The organism is Streptomyces boetiae, from assembly GCF_031845405.1.
Classification (GTDB): Bacteria; Actinomycetota; Actinomycetes; order Streptomycetales; family Streptomycetaceae; genus Streptomyces; species Streptomyces boetiae.
On sequence record NZ_JAVREN010000073.1, the window covers coordinates 1 to 18,981 of the forward strand.

The 18,981-nt window shown below is 74.4% G+C and carries 17 protein-coding genes and 1 pseudogene; 9 read left to right on the top strand and 9 right to left on the bottom strand.

What is annotated here, in order from left to right; translation table 11 throughout:
- Positions 1-253: 253 nt before the first annotated feature.
- Entirely contained in the window at positions 254-1,846 is a 1,593-nt protein-coding gene (locus RM780_RS26415; RefSeq protein ID WP_311633423.1) for a hypothetical protein, read from the top strand.
- A gap of 12 nt (positions 1,847-1,858) precedes the next feature.
- On the opposite strand, the gene RM780_RS26420 is transcribed toward RM780_RS26415, so the two are convergent.
- From RM780_RS26420 to RM780_RS26430, 3 genes are all read right to left on the bottom strand, one after another.
- Positions 1,859-3,925, bottom strand: a complete 2,067-nt coding sequence (locus RM780_RS26420; RefSeq protein ID WP_311633424.1) for an NB-ARC domain-containing protein — start codon at positions 3,923-3,925, stop codon at positions 1,859-1,861.
- Between the two features lie 165 nt (positions 3,926-4,090).
- Complete coding sequence (locus RM780_RS26425) at positions 4,091-4,495, bottom strand: hypothetical protein (protein WP_311633425.1); 405 nt, start codon at positions 4,493-4,495, stop codon at positions 4,091-4,093.
- The gene (locus tag RM780_RS26430; protein ID WP_311633426.1) at positions 4,495-5,421 is read right to left on the bottom strand and encodes a glycosyltransferase family A protein; all 927 of its coding nucleotides are present in this window, start codon (positions 5,419-5,421) and stop codon (positions 4,495-4,497) included. The genes RM780_RS26425 and RM780_RS26430 overlap by 1 nt, the downstream gene beginning before the upstream one ends.
- Positions 5,422-5,504: 83 nt before the next feature.
- Between RM780_RS26430 and RM780_RS26435 the strand changes: the two genes are divergently transcribed.
- Positions 5,505-6,749, top strand: a complete 1,245-nt coding sequence (locus tag RM780_RS26435; RefSeq protein ID WP_311633427.1) for a hypothetical protein — start codon at positions 5,505-5,507, stop codon at positions 6,747-6,749.
- A 294-nt stretch (positions 6,750-7,043) separates the two neighbouring features.
- Here the strand turns inward: RM780_RS26435 and dapF are convergent, their stop codons facing one another.
- Together dapF and RM780_RS26445 are read right to left on the bottom strand one after the other, a co-directional pair.
- Complete coding sequence (dapF, locus tag RM780_RS26440) at positions 7,044-7,904, bottom strand: diaminopimelate epimerase (RefSeq protein WP_311633428.1); 861 nt, start codon at positions 7,902-7,904, stop codon at positions 7,044-7,046.
- Positions 7,901-8,164 (bottom strand): hypothetical protein, encoded by a 264-nt coding sequence (locus RM780_RS26445; RefSeq protein WP_311633429.1) that lies wholly within the window; start codon positions 8,162-8,164, stop codon positions 7,901-7,903. The genes dapF and RM780_RS26445 overlap by 4 nt, the downstream gene beginning before the upstream one ends.
- 100 nt (positions 8,165-8,264) lie before the next feature.
- Between RM780_RS26445 and RM780_RS26450 the strand changes: the two genes are divergently transcribed.
- The 4 genes and pseudogenes from RM780_RS26450 to RM780_RS26465 form a co-directional block, all read left to right on the top strand.
- A complete protein-coding gene (locus RM780_RS26450) occupies positions 8,265-9,026 on the top strand; it encodes a GntR family transcriptional regulator (protein ID WP_311633430.1) in 762 nt (253 codons plus the stop codon).
- Positions 9,027-9,097: 71 nt separating this feature from the next.
- Positions 9,098-10,003 carry a hypothetical protein gene (locus tag RM780_RS26455; RefSeq protein WP_311633431.1) on the top strand — a complete coding sequence of 302 codons (906 nt, stop codon included), beginning with the start codon at positions 9,098-9,100 and terminating at the stop codon, positions 10,001-10,003.
- A 144-nt stretch (positions 10,004-10,147) separates the two neighbouring features.
- Positions 10,148-11,185, top strand: coding sequence for a fatty acid desaturase (locus RM780_RS26460; RefSeq protein ID WP_311633432.1), 1,038 nt, complete (start codon positions 10,148-10,150; stop codon positions 11,183-11,185).
- Between the two features lie 31 nt (positions 11,186-11,216).
- Positions 11,217-11,458 (top strand): annotated as a pseudogene (locus RM780_RS26465) (RNA polymerase subunit sigma-24); the annotation flags it as partial.
- Between the two features lie 100 nt (positions 11,459-11,558).
- On the opposite strand, the gene RM780_RS26470 reads toward RM780_RS26465, so the two are convergent.
- Positions 11,559-12,458, bottom strand: coding sequence for a DUF2637 domain-containing protein (locus RM780_RS26470; RefSeq protein ID WP_311633433.1), 900 nt, complete (start codon positions 12,456-12,458; stop codon positions 11,559-11,561).
- Positions 12,459-13,302: 844 nt separating this feature from the next.
- Here RM780_RS26470 and RM780_RS26475 point away from each other — a divergent pair.
- The gene (locus tag RM780_RS26475; RefSeq protein ID WP_311633434.1) at positions 13,303-13,443 is read left to right on the top strand and encodes a hypothetical protein; all 141 of its coding nucleotides are present in this window, start codon (positions 13,303-13,305) and stop codon (positions 13,441-13,443) included.
- Between the two features lie 16 nt (positions 13,444-13,459).
- Here the strand turns inward: RM780_RS26475 and RM780_RS26480 are convergent, their stop codons facing one another.
- The 3 genes from RM780_RS26480 to RM780_RS26490 are packed head-to-tail and all read right to left on the bottom strand — an operon-like array spanning position 13,460 to position 16,030.
- Positions 13,460-14,167, bottom strand: a complete 708-nt coding sequence (locus RM780_RS26480; RefSeq protein WP_311633435.1) for a hypothetical protein — start codon at positions 14,165-14,167, stop codon at positions 13,460-13,462.
- Between the two features lie 28 nt (positions 14,168-14,195).
- Positions 14,196-15,053, bottom strand: coding sequence for an alpha/beta fold hydrolase (locus RM780_RS26485; RefSeq protein ID WP_311633436.1), 858 nt, complete (start codon positions 15,051-15,053; stop codon positions 14,196-14,198).
- Between the two features lie 11 nt (positions 15,054-15,064).
- Positions 15,065-16,030 carry a helix-turn-helix transcriptional regulator gene (locus RM780_RS26490; protein WP_311633437.1) on the bottom strand — a complete coding sequence of 322 codons (966 nt, stop codon included), beginning with the start codon at positions 16,028-16,030 and terminating at the stop codon, positions 15,065-15,067.
- A gap of 103 nt (positions 16,031-16,133) precedes the next feature.
- On the opposite strand from RM780_RS26490, the gene RM780_RS26495 reads away from it, so the two are divergent.
- A complete protein-coding gene (locus RM780_RS26495) occupies positions 16,134-17,255 on the top strand; it encodes a winged helix DNA-binding domain-containing protein (RefSeq protein ID WP_311633438.1) in 1,122 nt (373 codons plus the stop codon).
- 125 nt (positions 17,256-17,380) lie between these two features.
- Positions 17,381-18,981: restriction endonuclease (locus tag RM780_RS26500; RefSeq protein WP_311633439.1), on the top strand; the 1,601-nt coding region annotated here is incomplete at its 3' end.

The following is an 18,981-nucleotide window of genomic DNA, read 5'->3' on the forward strand; positions in this document are numbered from 1 at the left end:
AGCCGGGAGCCGGGAGCCGGGAGCCGGGAGCCGGGAGCCGGGAGCCGGGAGCCGGGAGCCGGGAGCCGGGAGCCGGGAGCCGGGAGCCGGGAGCCGGGAGCCGGGAGCCGGGAGCCGGGAGCCGGGATGAGATGACGTTCCGTTCGGGGGCGGCGTGAAGTCTGCACCGGCGACGTCCGTGTCGGTCGTTGCCGGGGCTTCCCGGTGGCGGACGTTTCTTCCCGAGCGAACGGTGGTGGTGGCGGCCCGGACGGTGACGTCGTCGACGCGGCTGCTGGAGGTGCTGCCGGCGCTGTTTGGGGACGATCCGCGGGTGGAGGTGCTGTTCGGGTACGACTCCACCTCGGCGTTCAACGGCGGGGTCCTCGATCTGCTCGGGGCGCACGATGTGCGGGTGGTCGGGTGGGAGGACGCGGGCGAAGGGCCGTGTGACCTGGTGCTGACGGCCACGGAGAACGCCTCGTTCGGGCATCTGCGGGCGCCGGTGCTGGTGATGCCGCACGGGGTGGGGTTCCACAAGATGGTCCCGGACGCGCGGGGGCCCGGACGGCGCCTGTCGGGAGTGGTGCCGGCCGCTCTGCTGGAGAGCGAACGGTCCTGGTACGCCGTGTCGCACCCGGACCAGGCCGAGCAGTTGGGGGCCGTGCGGCCGGATCTCGCGGGGCGCACGCTGCTGGTGGGCGACCCGTGCTACGACCAGTTGCTGGACAGCCGCGCCGCGCGGACGCGGTACCGGCGGGCCCTGGGCCTTGAGGAGGGCGACGGCAGGCGGCTGGCGGTGGTGTCCTCGACCTGGGGGAGGCAGTCGCTGATCGGGACCGTGCCGGATCTGCCGCGGCGCCTGCTGGCCGAACTCCCGCTGGACGACTACGCGGTGGCCGCCATCCTCCATCCCAACGTGTGGTTCGGGCACAGCCCCTGGCAGATCCGCACGCTGCAACGGGGGGCGCTTGAGGCGGGGTTGCTGCTGATTCCGCCGTTCGCCGGATGGCAGGCGGCCGTGGTCGCGGCGGACGTCGTGCTCGGCGACCACGGATCGGTGACGCTGTACGCGGCGGCGCTGGGCCGTCCGGTGCTGCTGGCGGCCTTCGGCGAGGAGTCCGTGCCGGGCACGGCGATGGACGCGCTCGGGCGCGGGGCGACGGCCCTGGACCCGGCCAAGGGGCTGCGCGAGCAGATCGAGAACGAACGCGCCCGCCACCGCCCCGAGGTGGCAGAGGAGCTGGCCGGGCTGGCATTCCGGCATCCGGGAATGGCCCTGGCGCGCCTGCGCTCGGCGGTCTACGGCCTGCTGGACCTCGCGCAGCCGCCCGCGCCGGTCCGCCGGCCGCCCGCGTTCGCCGACCCGGCGCCCCAACGCCACCGGGACACGGCGCAGGTGATCGGCAGCGTCCTGCTCCAAGAGGCCGGCGCGTGGGTGATCGAGGTGCGCCGCTTCCCGGCCGCGGCCCGGCCCGGACGCGAGGAGTCGGACCGTTCCTTCAGCCACCTCGTCAGCGATCTCGCCGACGGCGGACGCGCGTGGGCGGAGAGCGCGTCGGTGGTGACGCGCGGCGATCCGGCCTCCTCGGCCGAGGAGTCCGAGCGGCGCGTCGCGGAGATCCGGCACGGCTACCCCGGCTGCGCGCTGGCCGCCGCGCGGCTCCCGGACGGCGGCGTACTGCTGCTCACCCGCGACGGCCGGACGGTGCGAGCGGCCGGGAAGGGGGGACCCGACGACCCGGCTGTGCTGTCGGCGGTGGCGTACGTGTGCCTGCGGGCCGGCCTGCCGATGGCGGGCACCTTCGGGGTACGGCTGGGCGGGCGCGCGCTGGAGGTGACGCTCAGCCCGTGGCCCGCCCCGTGAGCGGAACGCCCGTCACGGGGGGCCACCGAGGGCGTCCAGCCGCTCACGCACCGCGGCGGCTTCCGGGCTGCCGCCCGCGATGAGGAGGCCGAGCATCCGGGCGAGCTGCGCGCGTTCGGCCTCGTCGTCGCCCTCGGCCTGGGCCAGGTCGGCCAGCAGCCTGCGGGCGGGGAGTTCATAGGCCACGGCGCCGACGCCCTTCAGCAGGTCCGCGCCCTCGCTCAGGCTCTGCCCGGCCTCCGCGCCGTGCCCGAGCCCGAGATGGGCCCGGCCCAGGGCGACCAGGGCCCGGCCCGCCATCCGCTGGTCCCCCTTGCCGTCCCGCAGGGCCAGGAACTGGCCCAGGGCGTGGCCCAGCCGGTCCAGGGCGGCCCGGTGACGGCCGCGGCCGGTCTCGGCGCAGCCGACGAAGTACTCGGCGAGCGCGACGCCGCGCCGCTCGCCGGCCCGCGCGTTCAGCCGCGCGCACTCCCCGAACAGCGCGATGGCGCGCTCCGGGTCGTCCCTCTCCCACAGCCGCCCCAGGAACTCCCGGGCCGAGGCGCGCAGCACGAGGTCGCCGGTCCGGTCGGCCAGGGGCACGGCGCGTTCCATCAGCGCGCGGGCGCGCTCCAGTTGGCCGTCGTCCGCGAGGGGGCGGGACAGCAGGCAACTGAGGCGGGCCTCGGCGGCCTCGTTGCCGCCGTCCCGCTCGCAGGCCGCCGCCTCGATGCCCAGCTCGCCGGACTCGATCCAGTCGCGGACGAAGCGGTGGTTGAGGTAGAGCGCGGTCAACGCCTCAGCCAACTGCCAGGCGGCGGTGAACAGCCCCTCGGCCACGGCGGCGCGGAGCACGGCCAGGGCGTTCCCCCGCTCCCGCAGCAGCCAGGCCAGCGCCGCCGCTTTGCCGTCCCCGCCGTCCTCGCCGTCGTCGCCGTCCGCGCCATCCCCGCCGGCGAAGGGGTCCTCGACGCCGGCCAGGAGCGTGGCATGGTCGGCGACGCGGTACCGGTCGGCCATCACGGCCCGGTCGGCGCACGCGGCCCGTACGCGGAAGTACTCCACGACGCGCCGCAGCGCCGCCCTCCGCTCGGCCCCGGGCCGCTCCTCCGCCTGGGCCAGCGCGTGCGTCCTGGCCAGCTCGTAGAAGCGGTAACGCCGGTCCTCCGGCGCCCCGGCGTGGGTGATCAGGCTGGTCTCCTCCAGCACCCGCAGCAGTCGGCCGGCGGCGGCCGGGGGAACGTCCGCGATCACCGCCGCGATGTCCGCGTCGAACTCGCTGCCGGGGAACAGCGCCAGCCCCGCGTAGAGGCGGCGGCAGCGCTCGGGAAGGTTCCGGTACACGGCGGTGAGCGCGGAGGTCACGGCACGGGTCTCCCGTAAGGCGGAATCGTCCAAGGGGGCGCCGTCCTCGGCCAGTTCGGCGATGAGATCGGACAGCGTCTGTTCGGGGTCGAGCGTCAGCCGCCCGGCGATGAGGTCGAGCGCGAGCGGCAGGCCGCCGCACCACTCGACGAGGTTCTCGGCCGAGACGCGGTCCGCGGCGACCAGGTCCTGGCCGCACCGCAGGGCCAGCAGTTCCAGGGCGTCGGTGCGCTCCAGCGGCCTGACCACCGGCAGGGGCAACGCGCCGACGTTCACCAGTTCCGCGAGCCGGGCGTCGCTGACGGCCAGGACGACGCTGCCCGCCGCCTTGGGCACGAACGGCTCCACCTGCGCCGGCTCGGTGACCTCGTCCAGGACGACGAGCACGCTCGACCGGGCCGTCATGGTGCGGAACAGGCCCGTGAGGTCCGGCAAAGCGGTCGGGAGGAAGGGCTCGGTCACCCCCAGGGCCCGCAGACAGCCGCGCAGGGCGCCCGAGACGTCGACGCTTCCCGCCTCGCCACGCCAGTCGAGCAGGTTGACGTGGAACTGGCCGCCGGGGAACCGGCTCCCGGCTTCCTCGGCCATGCGCCGCACCAGGGTGCTCTTCCCCACGCCGCGCATGCCGCTGACCACCGCGACACACGCCGGGCGCCGCTCCGTCCTGCCCAGCAGGTCCGACCACCAGGCCAGCGCGCCGGCGCGGTCCACGAACCACGGCGTGCTGGGAGGCACTTGGGAGGGAACCGGAGGCCGGTACGGGCCGCCATCCGTACCGCCGTGGACGACCACATCACCCCCGGCCTGAATCACCGTATGGGCACCGATGTGCGCCAGCTCGTTGCGGATGGCCCGTGGCCTCTCCTCCGTCATCGCTGCTCCGCCCCTGCCCGCGGCGGATCAGCTCGCGTGCCAGGTGATGTTCTGGCCCTGGACCAGCTGCTGCACCTGGGCGTGCCCGCCGACCGTATTGTTCACCTGGACGCCGCCCGTCCCCACCACGGCCTCGCTGCTTCGCCGCCACTCCCGGTAGGCCTCCGCGAACTCCTCGTCCTGGTAGATCCTGCCGAAGATCAGCGCCGTCAGTTCTTCCGCCTGGCCGGGATCGGCGGGGTCCAGCGGCAGGATCCTTCCACCCGCCGCCTCATCCGTGTCCCCTGCGGCTTCCTCACTGTCACGTCCGAAGGCCCGGCGCACCAGCGAGGCCAGCGATGCCCAGGAAGCCCGTCCGGCCTCTGTCCCCACCGAACTCGCCGCGGCCGTCACCGCCGCCGAAACGGCCCCCAGCGAAAGCGGATCAACCATCAGGCATCCCCCACCTCTGTCACCGAACCACACCATCGCGTTACCAGCCTAGCGCCAACACCGCACCGAGCCCGGCCCCACGCGCGACACGACCGCGCCCTTTGGCCGCCCTGTCGCGCCCCGGGGGCCGCGGGCTTCAGACGGGGCCCTCGATCCCGCCCACGGTGGGCGGCGGGGGCCAGGCGGGGGCTGTCAGCAGGTGGAGGGCGCGCTGCCGGATAAGCGCTATCTGCGCCCCCCCCCCCGGCGAATTTCGAGTTCTGCCCGGATATCTGCTGGGGGTGCTTGCGGTAGCGCAGGGTCGGGGCCGGGAGGAGCACGCCCGCGGTGCGGGCCGAGGCCGCGATCAGGGTCGCGGTGTCCTCCATGCCGTGCATTGCCGACCAGCCGCCCAGGCACTCCAGCAGACCGCGGCGCCACATCACCCCGGCCGGGTGCAGCGGCAGCCGATAGCGGCCGGCCGCGGTGTTCCAGTGCTCCAGCAGGATGCCCCGGGGCAGGGGCCCGTCCCGCAACGGCAGGCGGTGGGGGCGCAGTCGGCCGCCCGGCAGCAGGTCGCGGGCCTGCCCTGCGGCGTAGCCCGTCGCTGGGCGTTCGGTCAGCGCCGCGCTGAGCAACGCCAGGGCCGCGGGCTCGAGTTCGTCGTCCGCGTCGAGGTTCTGGATCAGCGGGGCGGTGGCGCGGGCCAGGGCGAGGTTGCGGGAGTTGGCCGGGCCGACGGCCGTGCGGTGCGCGGCTATCTCCACGCGCCGGTCGGCCGCGGCGCCGCACGCCTCCAGGGCGGACCGCAGCGGGCGTTCGTCCGTGCCGTCGAGCTGGATCAGCCAGCGCCAGGCGTGGTGGGTCTGGGCGCGCAGCGACGCCCACGCGGCGGCCAGGTATCTGGCGTGGGGCGCGTGGGCGGCCGTCACCACGTCCACTCGCATCGACCAGAACTCTAGCCCCAACCCCCCGCGCGCCGTCGCCCCGTTCCGGCGCGAGCGTGGTAATCCGTGATAAGACGAAGGCCATGGAGGGCAATCCGATAGTCGCGCGGCTGCGGCGCGTGGCCACCGAGGACTCCCGCGAGCTGGACCGCGTCTGCGAAGAGGTCGCGCGGTCCCTGCGCGAGACCGGCACCGAACCGCCGTTCCGGGTCACCTCGGCCGACTTCGCTGCCGACCCGTTCCTCATCTGCGCCGACCGGTACTGGCGCCTGCGCTTCCTGGAACACCCCACGGTGCGCACCGCAGCGGCCTGCGCCTCGTGGCTCCAGGCCCACGGCCCCGCGGCCCACGAGCCGTCCGGCGCGGCGCAGCACACCGAGGTCCTGGAGAAGTGGGCGCTGGGCTACGCGTTCATCACCCGCGACAGCGAGGAGACCCCGGCGGAGATCGCCGAGGCCTGCGGGGACCTCGTCGGCTCCGGCGACATCGCCTACTTCGCCACCCTCTACCACGCGGGGAAGCTTCGGGCGAACTTCCGCTTCGACGAACTCCACGGCTTCCTGGAATCCTCGCTGCTGGCGCTGGCCGCCGGGCCCCACCGCGGCACGCCGCTGTTCACCGCGCTGCGGGCGTTCGCCGCCTGCGGCAGCCGCCGCCTGACCGCCGAGCACGCCGCCGACCTCCTGGACCACGCCTGGTACTCGCCGCAGCGCACCGTCCACACCGTCGACCTGTGCCTCAACGCGCTCGCCGCCGCGACGCCGTTCCCCCGCCAGGGCGAGCTGCTGCGCGACCGGGCCCACGAGGCGGCCACCCAGTGGCCGGAGAACCACATCTTCGCCCTGCGTCTGGCCACCGGCCTGCACCTGTGCCGCGAGTACGACGAGGCGCTGGAGGCCATCGACCTCGCCCTCGCCCTGCTCCCCGCGATCGGCACCCGCGGCAGCCACCGCCAGCTCCAGGAGCAGTACCTCGCCAAGCGCGAGCTGATCCTCGAAGCGCGCCGCCGCGCCGCCGAGAACGCCGCCCACGAGGAGCGCTGGCGCCGCCAGGAGGCCACCTACCGCAAGGTCGAGGCCCAGCTCAACAGCACCACCGGCCACCTCCTCACCATGGTCACCGTCTTCCTGGCCGCCATCGCCTTCATCCTCAGCACCGTCCAGCTCACCTACGGCGGCGACCTGCCCCTGGGCGACCGCATGCTCCTCATCCTCGGCCAGGGCACCGTCATGCTCGCCTTCTCCGGCCTCCTCGTCCTCGGCACCCACCTCCTCCTGCGCTACCGCCCCCGCCCCGAACAGCCCCAGGACCCGCCACCGGCCGACTGACAGCCCGCACACGCACCCCGCCGCTGGGGATCTCCGCTCCCGCCGCGCAGCGGGCCCGGATCAGAGCCCGCTGGTCGCTGGGAGACCCATGCGCTCGGTACGCGATCGGCCACCTTCGCCGAAAGAGACCTCGGCTCCACGACAGGACGCGCCCACCCCGTCATGGGACTGGGCTCGTTCACCCCGCCGGGTGCGAGAGTGGCTTCCCTGGGAATCGCGCATCTCGCCCTGCCGACCAGGGACGCCCTGGTCCGCGGCACGGCGTCGCTGCCCCGCCTTGAATGGCCCTGGAGGTTACAGGCGCACTGTGCCGTGGGCGACGATCGTGGCGGGGCCGGTCAGTTCCATGGAGCCGTCGGCGAGGACGGCTACGCCAAGCCGGCCGCCGGGCATGTCGACGGTGAAGGTGCCCGGCACAGCGCCGGTTCGCAGGGCGGCGGCGACCGCGGCGCAGGCGCCGGTGCCGCAGGCGCGCGTTTCCCCCACGCCGCGTTCGTGGACGCGCACGGCGAGGTCATCCAATCCGCGGCGGGCGACGAATTCGATGGTGACGCCGTAGGGGTACGCGTCGGCAGGTGCGACGGCGGGCGGGGAGGTGAGATCACCGGGGTCGGTCAGGTCGCCCACGAAGGCGACGGCGTGGGGGTTGCCCATGTCGACGTGCAGGGCCGGCCAGGAGCGGGCGCCCGCGGTGACGGTGATGCCTTCAGGGCCCGGCCAGCGGGGCGTGCCCATGCCGACGGTGACGGGTCCGTGGAAGTCGGCGCTGCGGTAGGGGACATGCGCGGTGCGCAGGCCGGCGCGGGTGGCGAGGGCGAGGGTGCCGGGCGGGCAGTGGCCGGCGTCGACGAGGTAGCGGGCCAGGACGCGGATGCCGTTGCCGCACATCTGGCCCAGGGTGCCGTCGGCGTTGCGGTAGTCCATGAACCAGTCGGCGTCGGAGGCTATGGCGGCGGCCTCGGGGCTGGCCCGGCAGCGTACGGCGCGCAGGACGCCGTCGGCGCCGAGGCCGGTGCGGCGGTCGCATAGCCGCACCACGTCTTCGGCCCCCAGGGCGAGGCGGCTGTGGGGGTCGGGCAGGACGATGAAGTCGTTGCCGGCGCCGTGCCCCTTGGCGAAGGGCTGGAAGGACGGGTTGGCGACGAGGGTGGTCATGAGCGGAAGCTCTCTCCTGCCTGGAAGCTCAGCCAGGCGATCTGACCGGTAGTGGTGTCGGTGAGCCCGAAGGCGGTGCCCAGGTCGAGAACGGCGAGCAGTTCCGCCCAGCGACGCCGGAGGTGCTCGGTGACTTCGGTCTCTATGCGGACGGCGCCGCACTCGCAGATGACGCGGGGCGGGACGCCGGCCAGCTCCGCGAGCTGTGCGGTGGCGTAGACGATCGCTGCCCTGCGGTCGTGGTCCACGGTGGCTCGCAATCGATCAGTTACCACAAAGAGTAGTTCTAGTTAACTAGCTTTTAGCTGGTGGACTAGATTTGTCAATGCGTACTGGCTGGCAACGCGCCCAAGGAGAGCGATGGCTGACTCCAGCTCAGCGGGCGCTCCGTACCTGCGGGTCGCGGGCGCCATCCGGGACCGCATCGCCAACGGCACCTGGTCACCGGGTGATCGGCTCCCTTCTCGCGGTGAGCTCGGTGCGGAGTTCGGCGTCGGGGAGAACGTCGTTCGCCGCGCCCAGGAACTGCTGATCGCCGAAGGAAAGCTGGAAGGCCGGGCCGGCTCGGGAACCTACGTCCGGGCGCCCGTCGTACGCCGCAAGCTCCGCCGCACCCCGCGGCCGAGGTCCGCGCGGAGCGGGGTCGCCCCGGCCGGCTTCTCCGGCACCTGGGAGGCGGACTCCACCGCCAAGGTCCCTGCGCCGCCCGCCATTGCCGACCGCCTGGGAATCCAACCCGGCGACCCTTGCGTGTGCACGGCCTATGAGTTCTTCACCGACCGGCAGCCGGTCATGCTGACCACCAGCTGGGAACCCATGACGATCACAGGCGGCACCGTGGTGGTTCTCCCCGAGGGCGGCCCCCTCGCGGGCAAAGGGGTGGTCGACCGCATGGCGCACCTGGGGATCACCGTCACCCGGGCCGTCGAACGGCCGCGCCCGGCCCAGGCCGACCGCGGCCAGGCCCACCTCCTGGGCATCACAACCGGAGCCCAGGGAACGCTGATTGAGCGCATCCACTACGACAGCACAGGCCGCGCGGTGGAGACCGCGGACATCTTCATCCCGGCCGACCGCTGGGACATCGAGTACGACGTCGACATGCCCGCGCCGAACACCTGACGGCACAGGGCGTCGCTCGGCCGTGGAAGGCACACGGGGCGGTCGCATGACCGCCGGAGGGAGGGGACTTCATGCCGGACCAACGGCGCGACCCGCTGACGAAAATCGCCGACGCACTCGGCTCGCCCGTGCTCGGCGCCGTGCTCGGCATCGCCGGACTCGTCACACCCGTGATCGGCTGGGCCAGTGAGCGGGTCAACCTCGAGGTGCTGCTTTTCGTCCAGGGCGCACTCATCCTGGTTCTGGCCGCCGGCCACCTGTGGACGCGCAGGGCGTACATCCGCCTGCGCCGGACCCATCACCTCAAGGCCATGGACGACGCCCGCTACTACGACCTCGTCCGCGCCCACCTCGAGCGCGAACTCGTCTCCGACTACGGCGAGATCGCCGACGGCCACCTCCGCGTCTACGCCAGCGAGGTCCCCCGCCTGTCCGCGCTGCTGGTCACCACGCTCACCGACGCGGCCTCCGAGCCCCAGCGGATCCTCGCCGCCGACCTGACCACCAACCCCCAACTGCTGAACTGGCGTCGCGAATACCTCGCGGCCAACCGCCGCTTCACCGAAGGCGGCGGCACCATCAACCGCCTCTTCATCGTCTACCGCGACGACCTGCTCAAGCAGGACTTCGCCCGCGCCCTCCTGGAACTCATCGGCCGCCACCGCGACATAGGCGTCACCTGCGGACTCACCGTGCGCGACCGGCTGCGCGCCGACGAGGCCGTCGACTACGTCGTCTTCGCCGCAGCCGCCGTTCTGGTCGAAGAGGAACAGGGCGACGCCGACTACACCCGCGGGCGCAGCTCGGTCTACTTCAAGGGCGTCCACCGCTGGCGCAGCCGCTTCGAGGCAGTCTGGGGCAGCGGCGCCGACTCCGCCCCCCGCGCTCTGCAGACCTACGAAGCCGCCGTGCGCCCCATGCTGGACGCCAGCGCCTGGGCCGAACACCGCGCCGCCGCCACGGTCGACACCCTGTAGAACACCAGCCTCACCTCTCCGCGGCCTCCGCCCATCACCGGGCGGAGGCCGCAGAACTTGCGGCATTCACGAGCTAGTGGACTAGATGTACTGTGCGTGGCGAGCGTGCGGGGACCTGCCCGCCACCCGCCCCCCGGGAACGCCATGCTGCTCCCCTTAGCCGTCATCACCGCTGGCGTCGCACTGCGTCAGATCGACCGTGTGCACTTCTCCCGGCGTCGACCGCGAGCCGCCGGCGCCGACGAACTGATAGCCCTCCAGCGCACCCGCGCCAACAACCTCACCCCGCTTTCCCTGCTGACGGGACAGTGGGTGCAGATCGCCGGGTGGTGGATACTCGCCACCCACGGACCGCTCCTCGCCGCAACCGCGGCAGTCGGCGTGGCCGTCCAGTTCCGCCACCTGCAGGAGATCAGCCACTTCGCCGTCCACGGCGTCCTCGCCCGCACCGGACACGCCAACCACCTGCTCGCCGAGACCTTCGCCCACCACCCCCTCGCGCTCGGCCCCCTCCCCGAGCGCCGCCGCCGGCACGTCCGCGAGCACCACCCCAACGCCACCCTGGCCCACGACCCCAACCTCGCCGAACTCCGCCGAGCGGGCCTCCGTCCCGGCGCTACCGGCTCCCGGTACGCGCTCGCGCTCATCCACCCGCTCACCCCGCGCGGCTTCCACGCCACCGCCACCGGAATCGCCGCGAGCCTCCGCGGCAGCAGCGCCTGGCTCCGCTGCCTTGCCCCGGCCGCCGTGACGGCCGCCGCCTACCTGACCGGCGGCTGGACCGCCCTGGTATGCGGCCTCCTCATCCCGCGACTACTGCTCTACCCCCAACTCGCCTGGATGTCCCTCCTGGTCGAACACACCTGGTTCGACCCCGAACACCGCACCGGCAGCCCCGCCCACGTCGAAGCCGGCCGCTGCCTCCGCCTATACCCACGCAGCCGCGCATTGGCCGCGCTCGCCGCCACCACCTGGCTCCCCTACGGCGACCTCCATCACTACGCCCACTCGGCCCACCCCTCCGTGCGCTGGAACTACCTCCCCGCACTCGAAGCCCACCTCACTCCCCCGCACTTCACCCCAGACGGACTCCTGATCGGCACAGCCACCGTCGCCCGCCGCCACCACCGCGCACTCACCCCTCCCCCGACACGCCAACCAAGTACGCCGACGCCGTTCTAAACAGCCGCAGCGGGCAGCAAGGCGGCGAGCGCTGCGCGAGGTCTTCGAGGTGGGCCACGACGAGATCGCGGAAGCCGTCGACAAGAGCCCGGCAGCCGTTCGCCAGATCGCCCCCCACGCCCGCCGATCCGTCCCGCGAGCGTGACCCGTAGCGCCCTGGAGTTGTTCCGCCACGCCCTCGAAACCAGGGACCCGCAGAGCCTGCTGGACGTACTGGCTCCCGAGGTCGTCCTGATCAGCGACGGCGGCGGCATCAAGCAGTCCGACCCCCGAGTCACACGCCCGTGGCGCGTACTCACCTACGCACCCCTCCGCCGATCCCCGATTCCGGCCCGGAAGGCACTACGAAGATCGGCGGCGGGCTGCGGCTCGTTCAGGATGCGTTCCGCCGACCGGCCCCCGGCCCATGCCCTCGCACCGGCACCGAGTCGCCGGCAGGCCGCGAGTCGAACTCCCGCTCAGATCTCGCCTTCTCGGCGTCAGCGGCCTCCCGGCGAACGGCCTCGACCAGCGCCCGGGACTTCTTCGCCCCGACACCCAGCCGCTTCCGCAGCGTCTCCGCGGAGATCGGCCGTTGGCACTCCTGCCGATGACGGGCGTCTTCCCTCCGGGCCCGATCCAGAAGTTCACCGCCCAGGGACGGGGGCCGACTTTGCCGGAGGCGATGTCCGCCCTTCATCCGCAGTTGCTGACCAGCAGGCGGGGCGGCTGGCCCTTCGCCCGCAGCAGCTACCGGACCTTCGCTCCTGGAGTCCGGCCCACCACCGCGAGCAGCGCGAGGCACCGCAGGCCCGGACAGCGACACCGGCCTCGTCGCCGAAGCGGGAAGAGCCTCCGCTGGAGGCGGGGGAACTTGCCGCGCTTCGATCTCCGGGAACTCCTCGACGCCACGACCCCGAAGATGGTCCTCTTCGGGAACGTCGTCCCCGGCGGACTGGCCGCCCGTCCGGCGGGGAACGAGGAGTTCGACGGAGAGCAGAAGGGCCACCGGGGGCCAGCCGGCGACCAGCACCGAACGCCAATCGAGGGTCGGGGCGGCAGCGATGTTGGCCGCGAGCGAGACGGCGATACCCAGCAGGAACGCCAGCCACATCGCTCCGCGGGTCCGGCGGGCGGCATGTCGGCTCGGGCTGAGCAGCCCCATCGTGGCGAGCAGCAGCAGGCCGTCCACCGACAGCGGCCACAGCGTCGCGCTGGTCTCGTCCGCGCCGCCCTGGAGAGCGAAGTCCCGCTGGTGCACGTACGAGGCATAAGCGGCCACCGCGGCCACCACCGCCGCGCAACCGCTCCGCACCCATGCGTCCGCGCCCGATTCGGCAGCTGGACGAAGGTCGGTACGGTGCGCGGGCCTTTCCATAGGCTGTGAGTCCGGCGCCCGGCGCCCCTTCGCAGACATATCGTCATGCATCGGGCACTCCAGATCCCGGGCGGCCCGGCAGGGTCATCGTGGCGGAGATGACCAGCTCACCGGGGGTGTCGATGTCGTGCATGCTGCCGGAATCCCGTTGGCCGCGCCGACCCACGAAGCAGGTCTCGCAGCCCACCGGTAGGGCAGCGCACGCCGGCTCCCCCGGCCGTTCACCCACCAGGGTCCCGCACTCGAACACGGACCGGATGTACAGGCCGAGCACCAGCGCCCGCCGAGCCGTCGAGCCTTGCTTCCACGAAAGGGGGCCGGCCATCATCGCCCCCCTTTCACGACAGAAGGCTCAAATCGCCCCTCGATGACCAGGCGACCCGCGAGACCCTGCTGGTCAGGCGTGCGACCATCTGTGTGGTGCCCCGCCGGGGGCACAGTGTGTAAATGAGGCAGACCCCGTGACCACGGTCTTTGACCGGTCCGGGGCCTTTGTGCGTGTGCGGCGCCTCACCCGGGCCGCGCCACGAACGTTCGTAACGTCCTCGCACGGCCGACCGAGCTTCACCCGCCCACGGGGACTGGCGAACCGCCGGGTGGCCGATGCTGCTCTGCCGCACCTCTATGCGGTCCTGGCCGAACCTGGCCATGAGCTGGCCTTCGCGGAGTGCGTCCGCACTGGGCGCGCACTGTTCTCCTCAGCCGCCGTTGCGGCCTCGCGCCGGGCCGTCGTGATAGGGCATGCGCCCGGGGACAGCCGGTGCAGGGGGCGTCTCGCTGCGACCGGCACCGTGGGGATTGGTCGTCCTACGCCGTCGCCCAGCGCAGGAAGCGGGAGCGGGAGCGGGAGCGGGAGCGGGAGCGGGAGCGGGAGCGGGAGCGGGAGCGGGAGCGGAAGTAGGCGGGCCTCGCCGGGGTCAGGGGGTGAAGGCGGTTTCGGTCGCGTCGGTGAGGAGGGTGACCTGTTCGTGGGCGTAGGTGGTGATGCCGGAGACGCGGAGGATCAGGCAGAAGCGGTCGAGGGAGGGGAGGGTGCGGGTCAGGTGGGGGTGGTGGTGGCGGAGGTAGTGGACCGCGCCGCGGTTGGCCTCGGTGGATTGGCCGCAGATGAGGAAGACGGGGGCTTGCTGGCCGGGTGGGGTGAACTTGGCGAGGATCGCGTGGCCCAGTTCGTCGCGCACCCACCGGTGCTCCTGGCCGCCGACGAGGAGCGCGATCGCGTCCGGGCCGTCGCCGTAGGGGCGGAAGGCGACGCCGGGGAGGTGGTGCGCGAGGTGGGCCGCCGTGCGTTCGTTGGCGTTCGGGCCGGAGAGGCAGAACTCGGTGCGGCCACCGTTGCCGCCGCGGAAGGTGCCGGCCGACTCGAAGGAGGCCGTCGCGCCCAACTCGTTGAGCAGGGCGCCCAGTTCGAGAACGGCGTGCACGTCGTGGTGCGAGACGACGTCCGGTGAGCCGTGGTGGTGGCCCATCACGACCAGGCAGTTCTGCCCCGGGGCGACGCCGAAGAAGCGCGTGCGGCTCCGCGCCCGCCCCGCCGCCGCGGCGCGCTGCCACAGCCACAGGGAGGCTGCGCTGATCAGGCTGGTGGCCAGCCCGACCAGGATGTTCGCGAGGACCGCGGGCACGCGCCTCCCCCTTCTCGTCGGCCGGCCGTCAGCCTACGGCGTGGTCCGCCAGCCAGGTCAGGGCCGTGGTGGCGGAATTGAGGAGGGAGATGTGGCCCTCGGTGGGGTGGAGGCGGAGGGTGGCCCGGGGGCAGTGGTGGGCGAGCCATTGGGCGTGGGGGGCCGGGACGAGGCGGTCCTCGGTGCCGTGGAGGAGGAGGGTGGGGGTGGGGATCTCGGTGGGGGTGAAGCCCCAGGGGGAGACGTAGGCGAGGTCGTCGTCGATCAGGGGGGCGGGGCCGGAGGCCACGGCCGGGGGGACGATCTCGTCGAACCAGGACCAGGGGCCGGTGAGGGCGGCGTGGTCGGCCGGGGTGAAGATCTCGGGGTCGAACGCGGCGGTCGCCTCGTGGCGTTCCTTGGCCTCGCGGCCCCGGGCGGCGGCGCGCAGGGAGGCGGCGGCCGAGGGGGCCATGCCGACGAACCAGTCGAGGCCCTCGGCGTCGAACGGCGCCAGGCCCGCCACGCTGACCACGGCGAGGACGCGTTCGGGGAGCAGGGCGCCGCAGGCCAGGGCGTGCGGGCCGCCGCCGGAGTGGCCCATCACCGCGAACCGGTCCACGCCCAGCGCGTCGGCCACGGCCGCGGAGTCCGCGGCGGCGGAGGCGACGTCGCGGCCGGGCCGGGGCGTGGAGCCGCCGTAGCCGGGCCGGTCGTAGGAGACCCAGCGGATGCCGAGGGCGTCGGCGGCCGGGAAGAGGGGCGCGGGGGGCTCGCCGATGTTGGGCGTTCCGTGGTGCCACAGGACGGTGAGGCGCGCGGCGGAGGCGGCGGGCGGGCCGGTGTCGTAGACGTGCAGGCGGCGGCCGTCGGGCAGCGTCAGGTCGGTCTCGGTCACGCGGCTCATGGATCCGGAGCCTAGGACGCCGCCGCCGTGAGGCGGGCCGCGAGGGTGGTGAAGGCGGTGCGGAGTTCGGTGGGGGAAGGGGCGTGGAGAGGGGCGTCGAAGCGGGCGAAGGCGGCGGCCAGGGCGGGCCAGGACCAGGAGGAGAGGTGGAGGCGGCAGCGGTCGGGGCCCAGGGGCTCGACCATGCCGTCCTGGGCGTAGGGGGCAACGGCCTGGGCGGGCAGGTCGAGGGTCGCCTCGCCGCGGCAGGGCCAGGCGCCGGGGCCGCGGAAGCGGTCGCAGACGAAGGCGGCCACGTCCCCGCCCGGGAGGGCGCGCGGGGCGAAGCGCGGGCCGGTGGGCGTGCGCGGGGTGATGCGGTCGGCGCGGAACGTGCGCCAGGCCTCGCGTTCGAGGTCCCAGGCGACGAGGTACCAGCGCCCGCCCCAGGTGACCAGGTGGTGCGGCTCGGCCCGGCGGGGTGGGGAGTCCGGGGTGGCCGGGGCGTAGTCGAAGCGGAGGAGTTCGCGGGCGCGGACGGCCGCGGAGAGGGTGAGGAGGACGTTTGGGTCGGCCTGCGGGTGCGGGTGGGGGACGGCGGTGACGTCGAGGGCGTCGACGCGGTGGCGCAGCCGCGCCGGGAGGACCTGGCGGACGGTGTGCAACGCCCGCGCCGCGGCCTCCTCGACGCCGGCGCCGCTGGTGGCGGCCGTGCGCAGGGCGACGGCCAGGGCAACGGCCTGCTCGTCGTCGAACAGCAGCGGGGGCAGCCGGGTGCCGGCGCCGAGGCGGTAGCCGCCGGCGGGGCCCTTGGTGGCCGCGACCGGGTAGCCCAGGTCCCGCAGGCGGCCGATGTCGCGGCGCACGGTGCGCGGGCTGACCCCCAGGCGCTCGGCCAGGAGCTGCCCCGGCCACTCGGGGCGGGCCTGGAGGAGCGAGAGGAGGGAGAGGAGACGGGAGGAAGAGGAGGAGGGGGAAGAGGCGGAGGGGGAGGGCACCGTTCCATGATGCCGAGGGTAGAGGACAGGATCTGGCCGTTATTGGTGGGACGGTGGGTCCGGAAGGCCGGTTCGGGCGGGCGTCGAGGGGAGCGGTTGGGTGATGCGGACGAAGGGCGCGGGGGTCGTGCTGGAGGACCGGGCGCTGAATCGGGCCACGCTCGCGCGGCAGTTGCTGCTCGACCGGGCCGCGATGCCCGCGCTGGAGGCCGTCGCGCACCTCGGCGGGCTTCAGGCGCAGGAGCCGCAGGAGCCGTTCGCCGGGCTGTGGTCGCGGCTGCGGGCGTTCGACCCGGCGGAGCTGGACGGACTGCTGACCGGGCGGCGGGTGGTGCGCACGCACCTGATGCGCCGCACCGTTCACCTGGTGACGGCGGAGGACGCGCTGGCCTGGCGGGGACGGTTCGACGGGATGCTGCGGCAGCGGGTGCTCGGGACCTACCGCGAGGTGTTCCGCGGCGTGGACCTGGACGAACTGGCACCGGCCGGGCGGGCGTTGATGGCCGACGGCCGGGCGCGCACGATGGCGGAGCTGGCCGGGGCGCTGGCCCCGGAGCGCCCGGCGGCTGAGCGGCGGGCGTTCGGCGAGATGCTGATCGCGGGCCTGGTGCCGATGGTGCAGGCGCCGCCGCGCGGGCTGTGGCGGGAGCGGGCCGGGGTGCGCAACGTCCTGCTCGCCTCCTGGCTGGGCCGGGAGCCCGACCCGCCGGCCCCCGACGGCGACGGCGACCCGGTCGGGCGGGCGCTGGTGCGGCGTTACCTGGCCGCGTACGGGCCGGCGGCGACGGCCGACCTGCGCGCGTGGTCCGGTCTGGCCGGGCTGCCGGGGGCGGTGGCCGCCGTGCGCGAGGAACTGGTCGCCTTCCGCGACGCGCGGGGGCGCGAGCTGCTCGACCTCCCCGACGCGCCGCGCCCCGGCCCGGACACCCCCGCGCCGGTGCGGTTCCTGCCGGCGTTCGACAACGCGCTGCTCGGCTACCAGGACCGCACGCGGATCGTGGACGACGCGCACCGGCTGCTCTCGGTGGCCGGCGAGCGCGTGGTGCTGGTGGACGGGCGGGTGGCCGCGACCTGGAACGTCCGGGAGGGCGCCGTCGCCGTCCGGCCGCTGCGGGACTTCTCGAAGGCCGAGCGGGCGGCCGTGGGGGTGGAGGCGGAGGCGCTGGCGGCGTTCCTGGCGGAGGACGGGCGGGGGCGGGTGGTGCTCGCTCGGCCGGCGGAGTGAGGGCGCGGGCGGGGCCCGCGCGGCGGCGACGGCCGAAGGCGGCCCCCGATGCGTCCGCCGCGGCGCAAGTCCGCTGGTCACGCGGTAGGTTGGCGTGGCCGTGGCGGTGGACCGGGAGGGTGGAGATGGGGCGGCGTTCCAGTGGGCTGGTCGGGGCCTGGGCGGAGGCGCAGCGCCGGGAGGAGATGCGGCGGCAGGCCGCTCACCGGGCGTGGCAGCGGGACCAGCGGGAGTTCGAACGGGCGCGGGTGCGCGGGGAGCGGGCGCAGCAGGCGGCGTACCGGCAGGGCCGGGAGGCCGAGGCGCGGCGCAGGACGGAGGAGATCGAGGCCCGGGTCGCGGCGCTGGGCGGGCTGTTGGTGGCGGGCTGCGCGGAGCCGCCGTTCCGGCCCGGGGCGCTGCGGCAGGCGGAGGAGCTGGAGCCGTTCGCGCCGGGGGCGCTGGCGCAGCCGGTGGCGATGCCGGACCCGGCGCGGTACCAGCCGCAGGCCGGCTGGGGGTTCGGGGCGCAGCAGCGGCAGGCCGAGGCGCGGGCCAGGTTCGAGCGGGACTGGCAGGCGGCGGTGGCGGCCGAGGAGCAGCGGCAGCGCCAACTCGCCGCCTACCGCGAGCAGTACGACCGGTGGGCGGCGGCGCGGCGGGCGGAAATACGCCGGCACAACGCGGGGATCGCGGAGCTGGAGGCGGCCCTGGGGCGGGGCGAGCCCGAGGCGGTGGTGGAGTACTTCTCGGCGGCCCTGTACGCGGGGGCGGTGTGGCCGGAGGGGTTCCCGCGGCGGGTGACGGCCGCCTTCGACGCGGCCGGGCGGCGGCTGGTGCTGGACTGGGAGCTGCCGCGTTACGAGGTGGTGCCGGCCGCGCGGGCGGTGCGGTACGTAGTCTCGGCGGACGAGGAGCGGGAGACGGCGCGGCCGGCCGGGCAGCGGCGGGGGCTGTACCGGGAGGTGCTGGCGCAGTGCGTGCTGCTGGTGCTGCGGGACGTCTTCGCGGCGGACGCGGCCGGGGTGCTGGAGTCGGTGGTGGTCAACGGCCTGGTGGAGGACCGCGATCCGGCGACGGGGCGGCGGGCCCGGATCGTGCTGGCGAGCGTGATGGCCGGGCGCGAGGCGTTCTCGGAGCTGCTGCTGGAGGAGGTCAGCGCCGTGGACTGCCTGGTGACGGGCCTGGGCGGGCGGCTGTCGGCGCGGCCCGACCAGGGCGCGGCGGTGGCGGCGGGGGCGCGGCCGGGGGACGTCGGGGAGGGCCGGCTGTCGCTGGGCGAGGACGACCCGGATCTGCTGGAGATGGACCCGGTGGCCTTCGAGGGGCTGGTCGCGGAGCTGTTCCGGGCGCGCGGGATGCGGGCGGTGACGACGCAGCGCAGCAACGACGGCGGCGTGGACGTGGAGGCGGTGGACCCCGACCCGATCAGCGGGGGGCGGCTGGTGGTGCAGGTGAAGCGGTACCGGGGGACGGTGCCGCCGACGGCGGTGCGGGACCTGTACGGGACGGTGCAGAGCCTGGGGGCCAACAAGGGGATTCTCGTGACGACTTCGGGCTTCGGGCCGGGCTCGTACGCCTTCGCGGAGGGGAAGCCGCTGACGCTGATCGGGGGCACGGAGCTGGTGGGGCTGCTGGCCGAGGCGGGCCTGCCGGGCAGGCTGGGCGGCCGGGCGGGGAGCGGAGGGGCAACGGCCGGGGCTGGGGCGGCAACGGCCGGGGCTGGGGCTGGGGCTGGGGCGGCGAC

Excerpts from the sequence above, each read along its gene's own strand:
- RM780_RS26425 (WP_311633425.1), bottom strand. The coding sequence starts at position 4,495 with ATGGTTGATCCGCTTTCGCTGGGGGCCGTTTCGGCGGCGGTGACGGCC.
- RM780_RS26430 (WP_311633426.1), bottom strand. The coding sequence starts at position 5,421 with ATGCGAGTGGACGTGGTGACGGCCGCCCACGCGCCCCACGCCAGATAC.
- RM780_RS26435 (WP_311633427.1), top strand. The coding sequence starts at position 5,505 with ATGGAGGGCAATCCGATAGTCGCGCGGCTGCGGCGCGTGGCCACCGAG.
- dapF (WP_311633428.1), bottom strand. The coding sequence starts at position 7,904 with ATGACCACCCTCGTCGCCAACCCGTCCTTCCAGCCCTTCGCCAAGGGG.
- RM780_RS26450 (WP_311633430.1), top strand. The coding sequence starts at position 8,265 with ATGGCTGACTCCAGCTCAGCGGGCGCTCCGTACCTGCGGGTCGCGGGC.
- RM780_RS26455 (WP_311633431.1), top strand. The coding sequence starts at position 9,098 with ATGCCGGACCAACGGCGCGACCCGCTGACGAAAATCGCCGACGCACTC.
- RM780_RS26460 (WP_311633432.1), top strand. The coding sequence starts at position 10,148 with ATGCTGCTCCCCTTAGCCGTCATCACCGCTGGCGTCGCACTGCGTCAG.
- RM780_RS26485 (WP_311633436.1), bottom strand. The coding sequence starts at position 15,053 with ATGAGCCGCGTGACCGAGACCGACCTGACGCTGCCCGACGGCCGCCGC.
- RM780_RS26495 (WP_311633438.1), top strand. The coding sequence starts at position 16,134 with ATGCGGACGAAGGGCGCGGGGGTCGTGCTGGAGGACCGGGCGCTGAAT.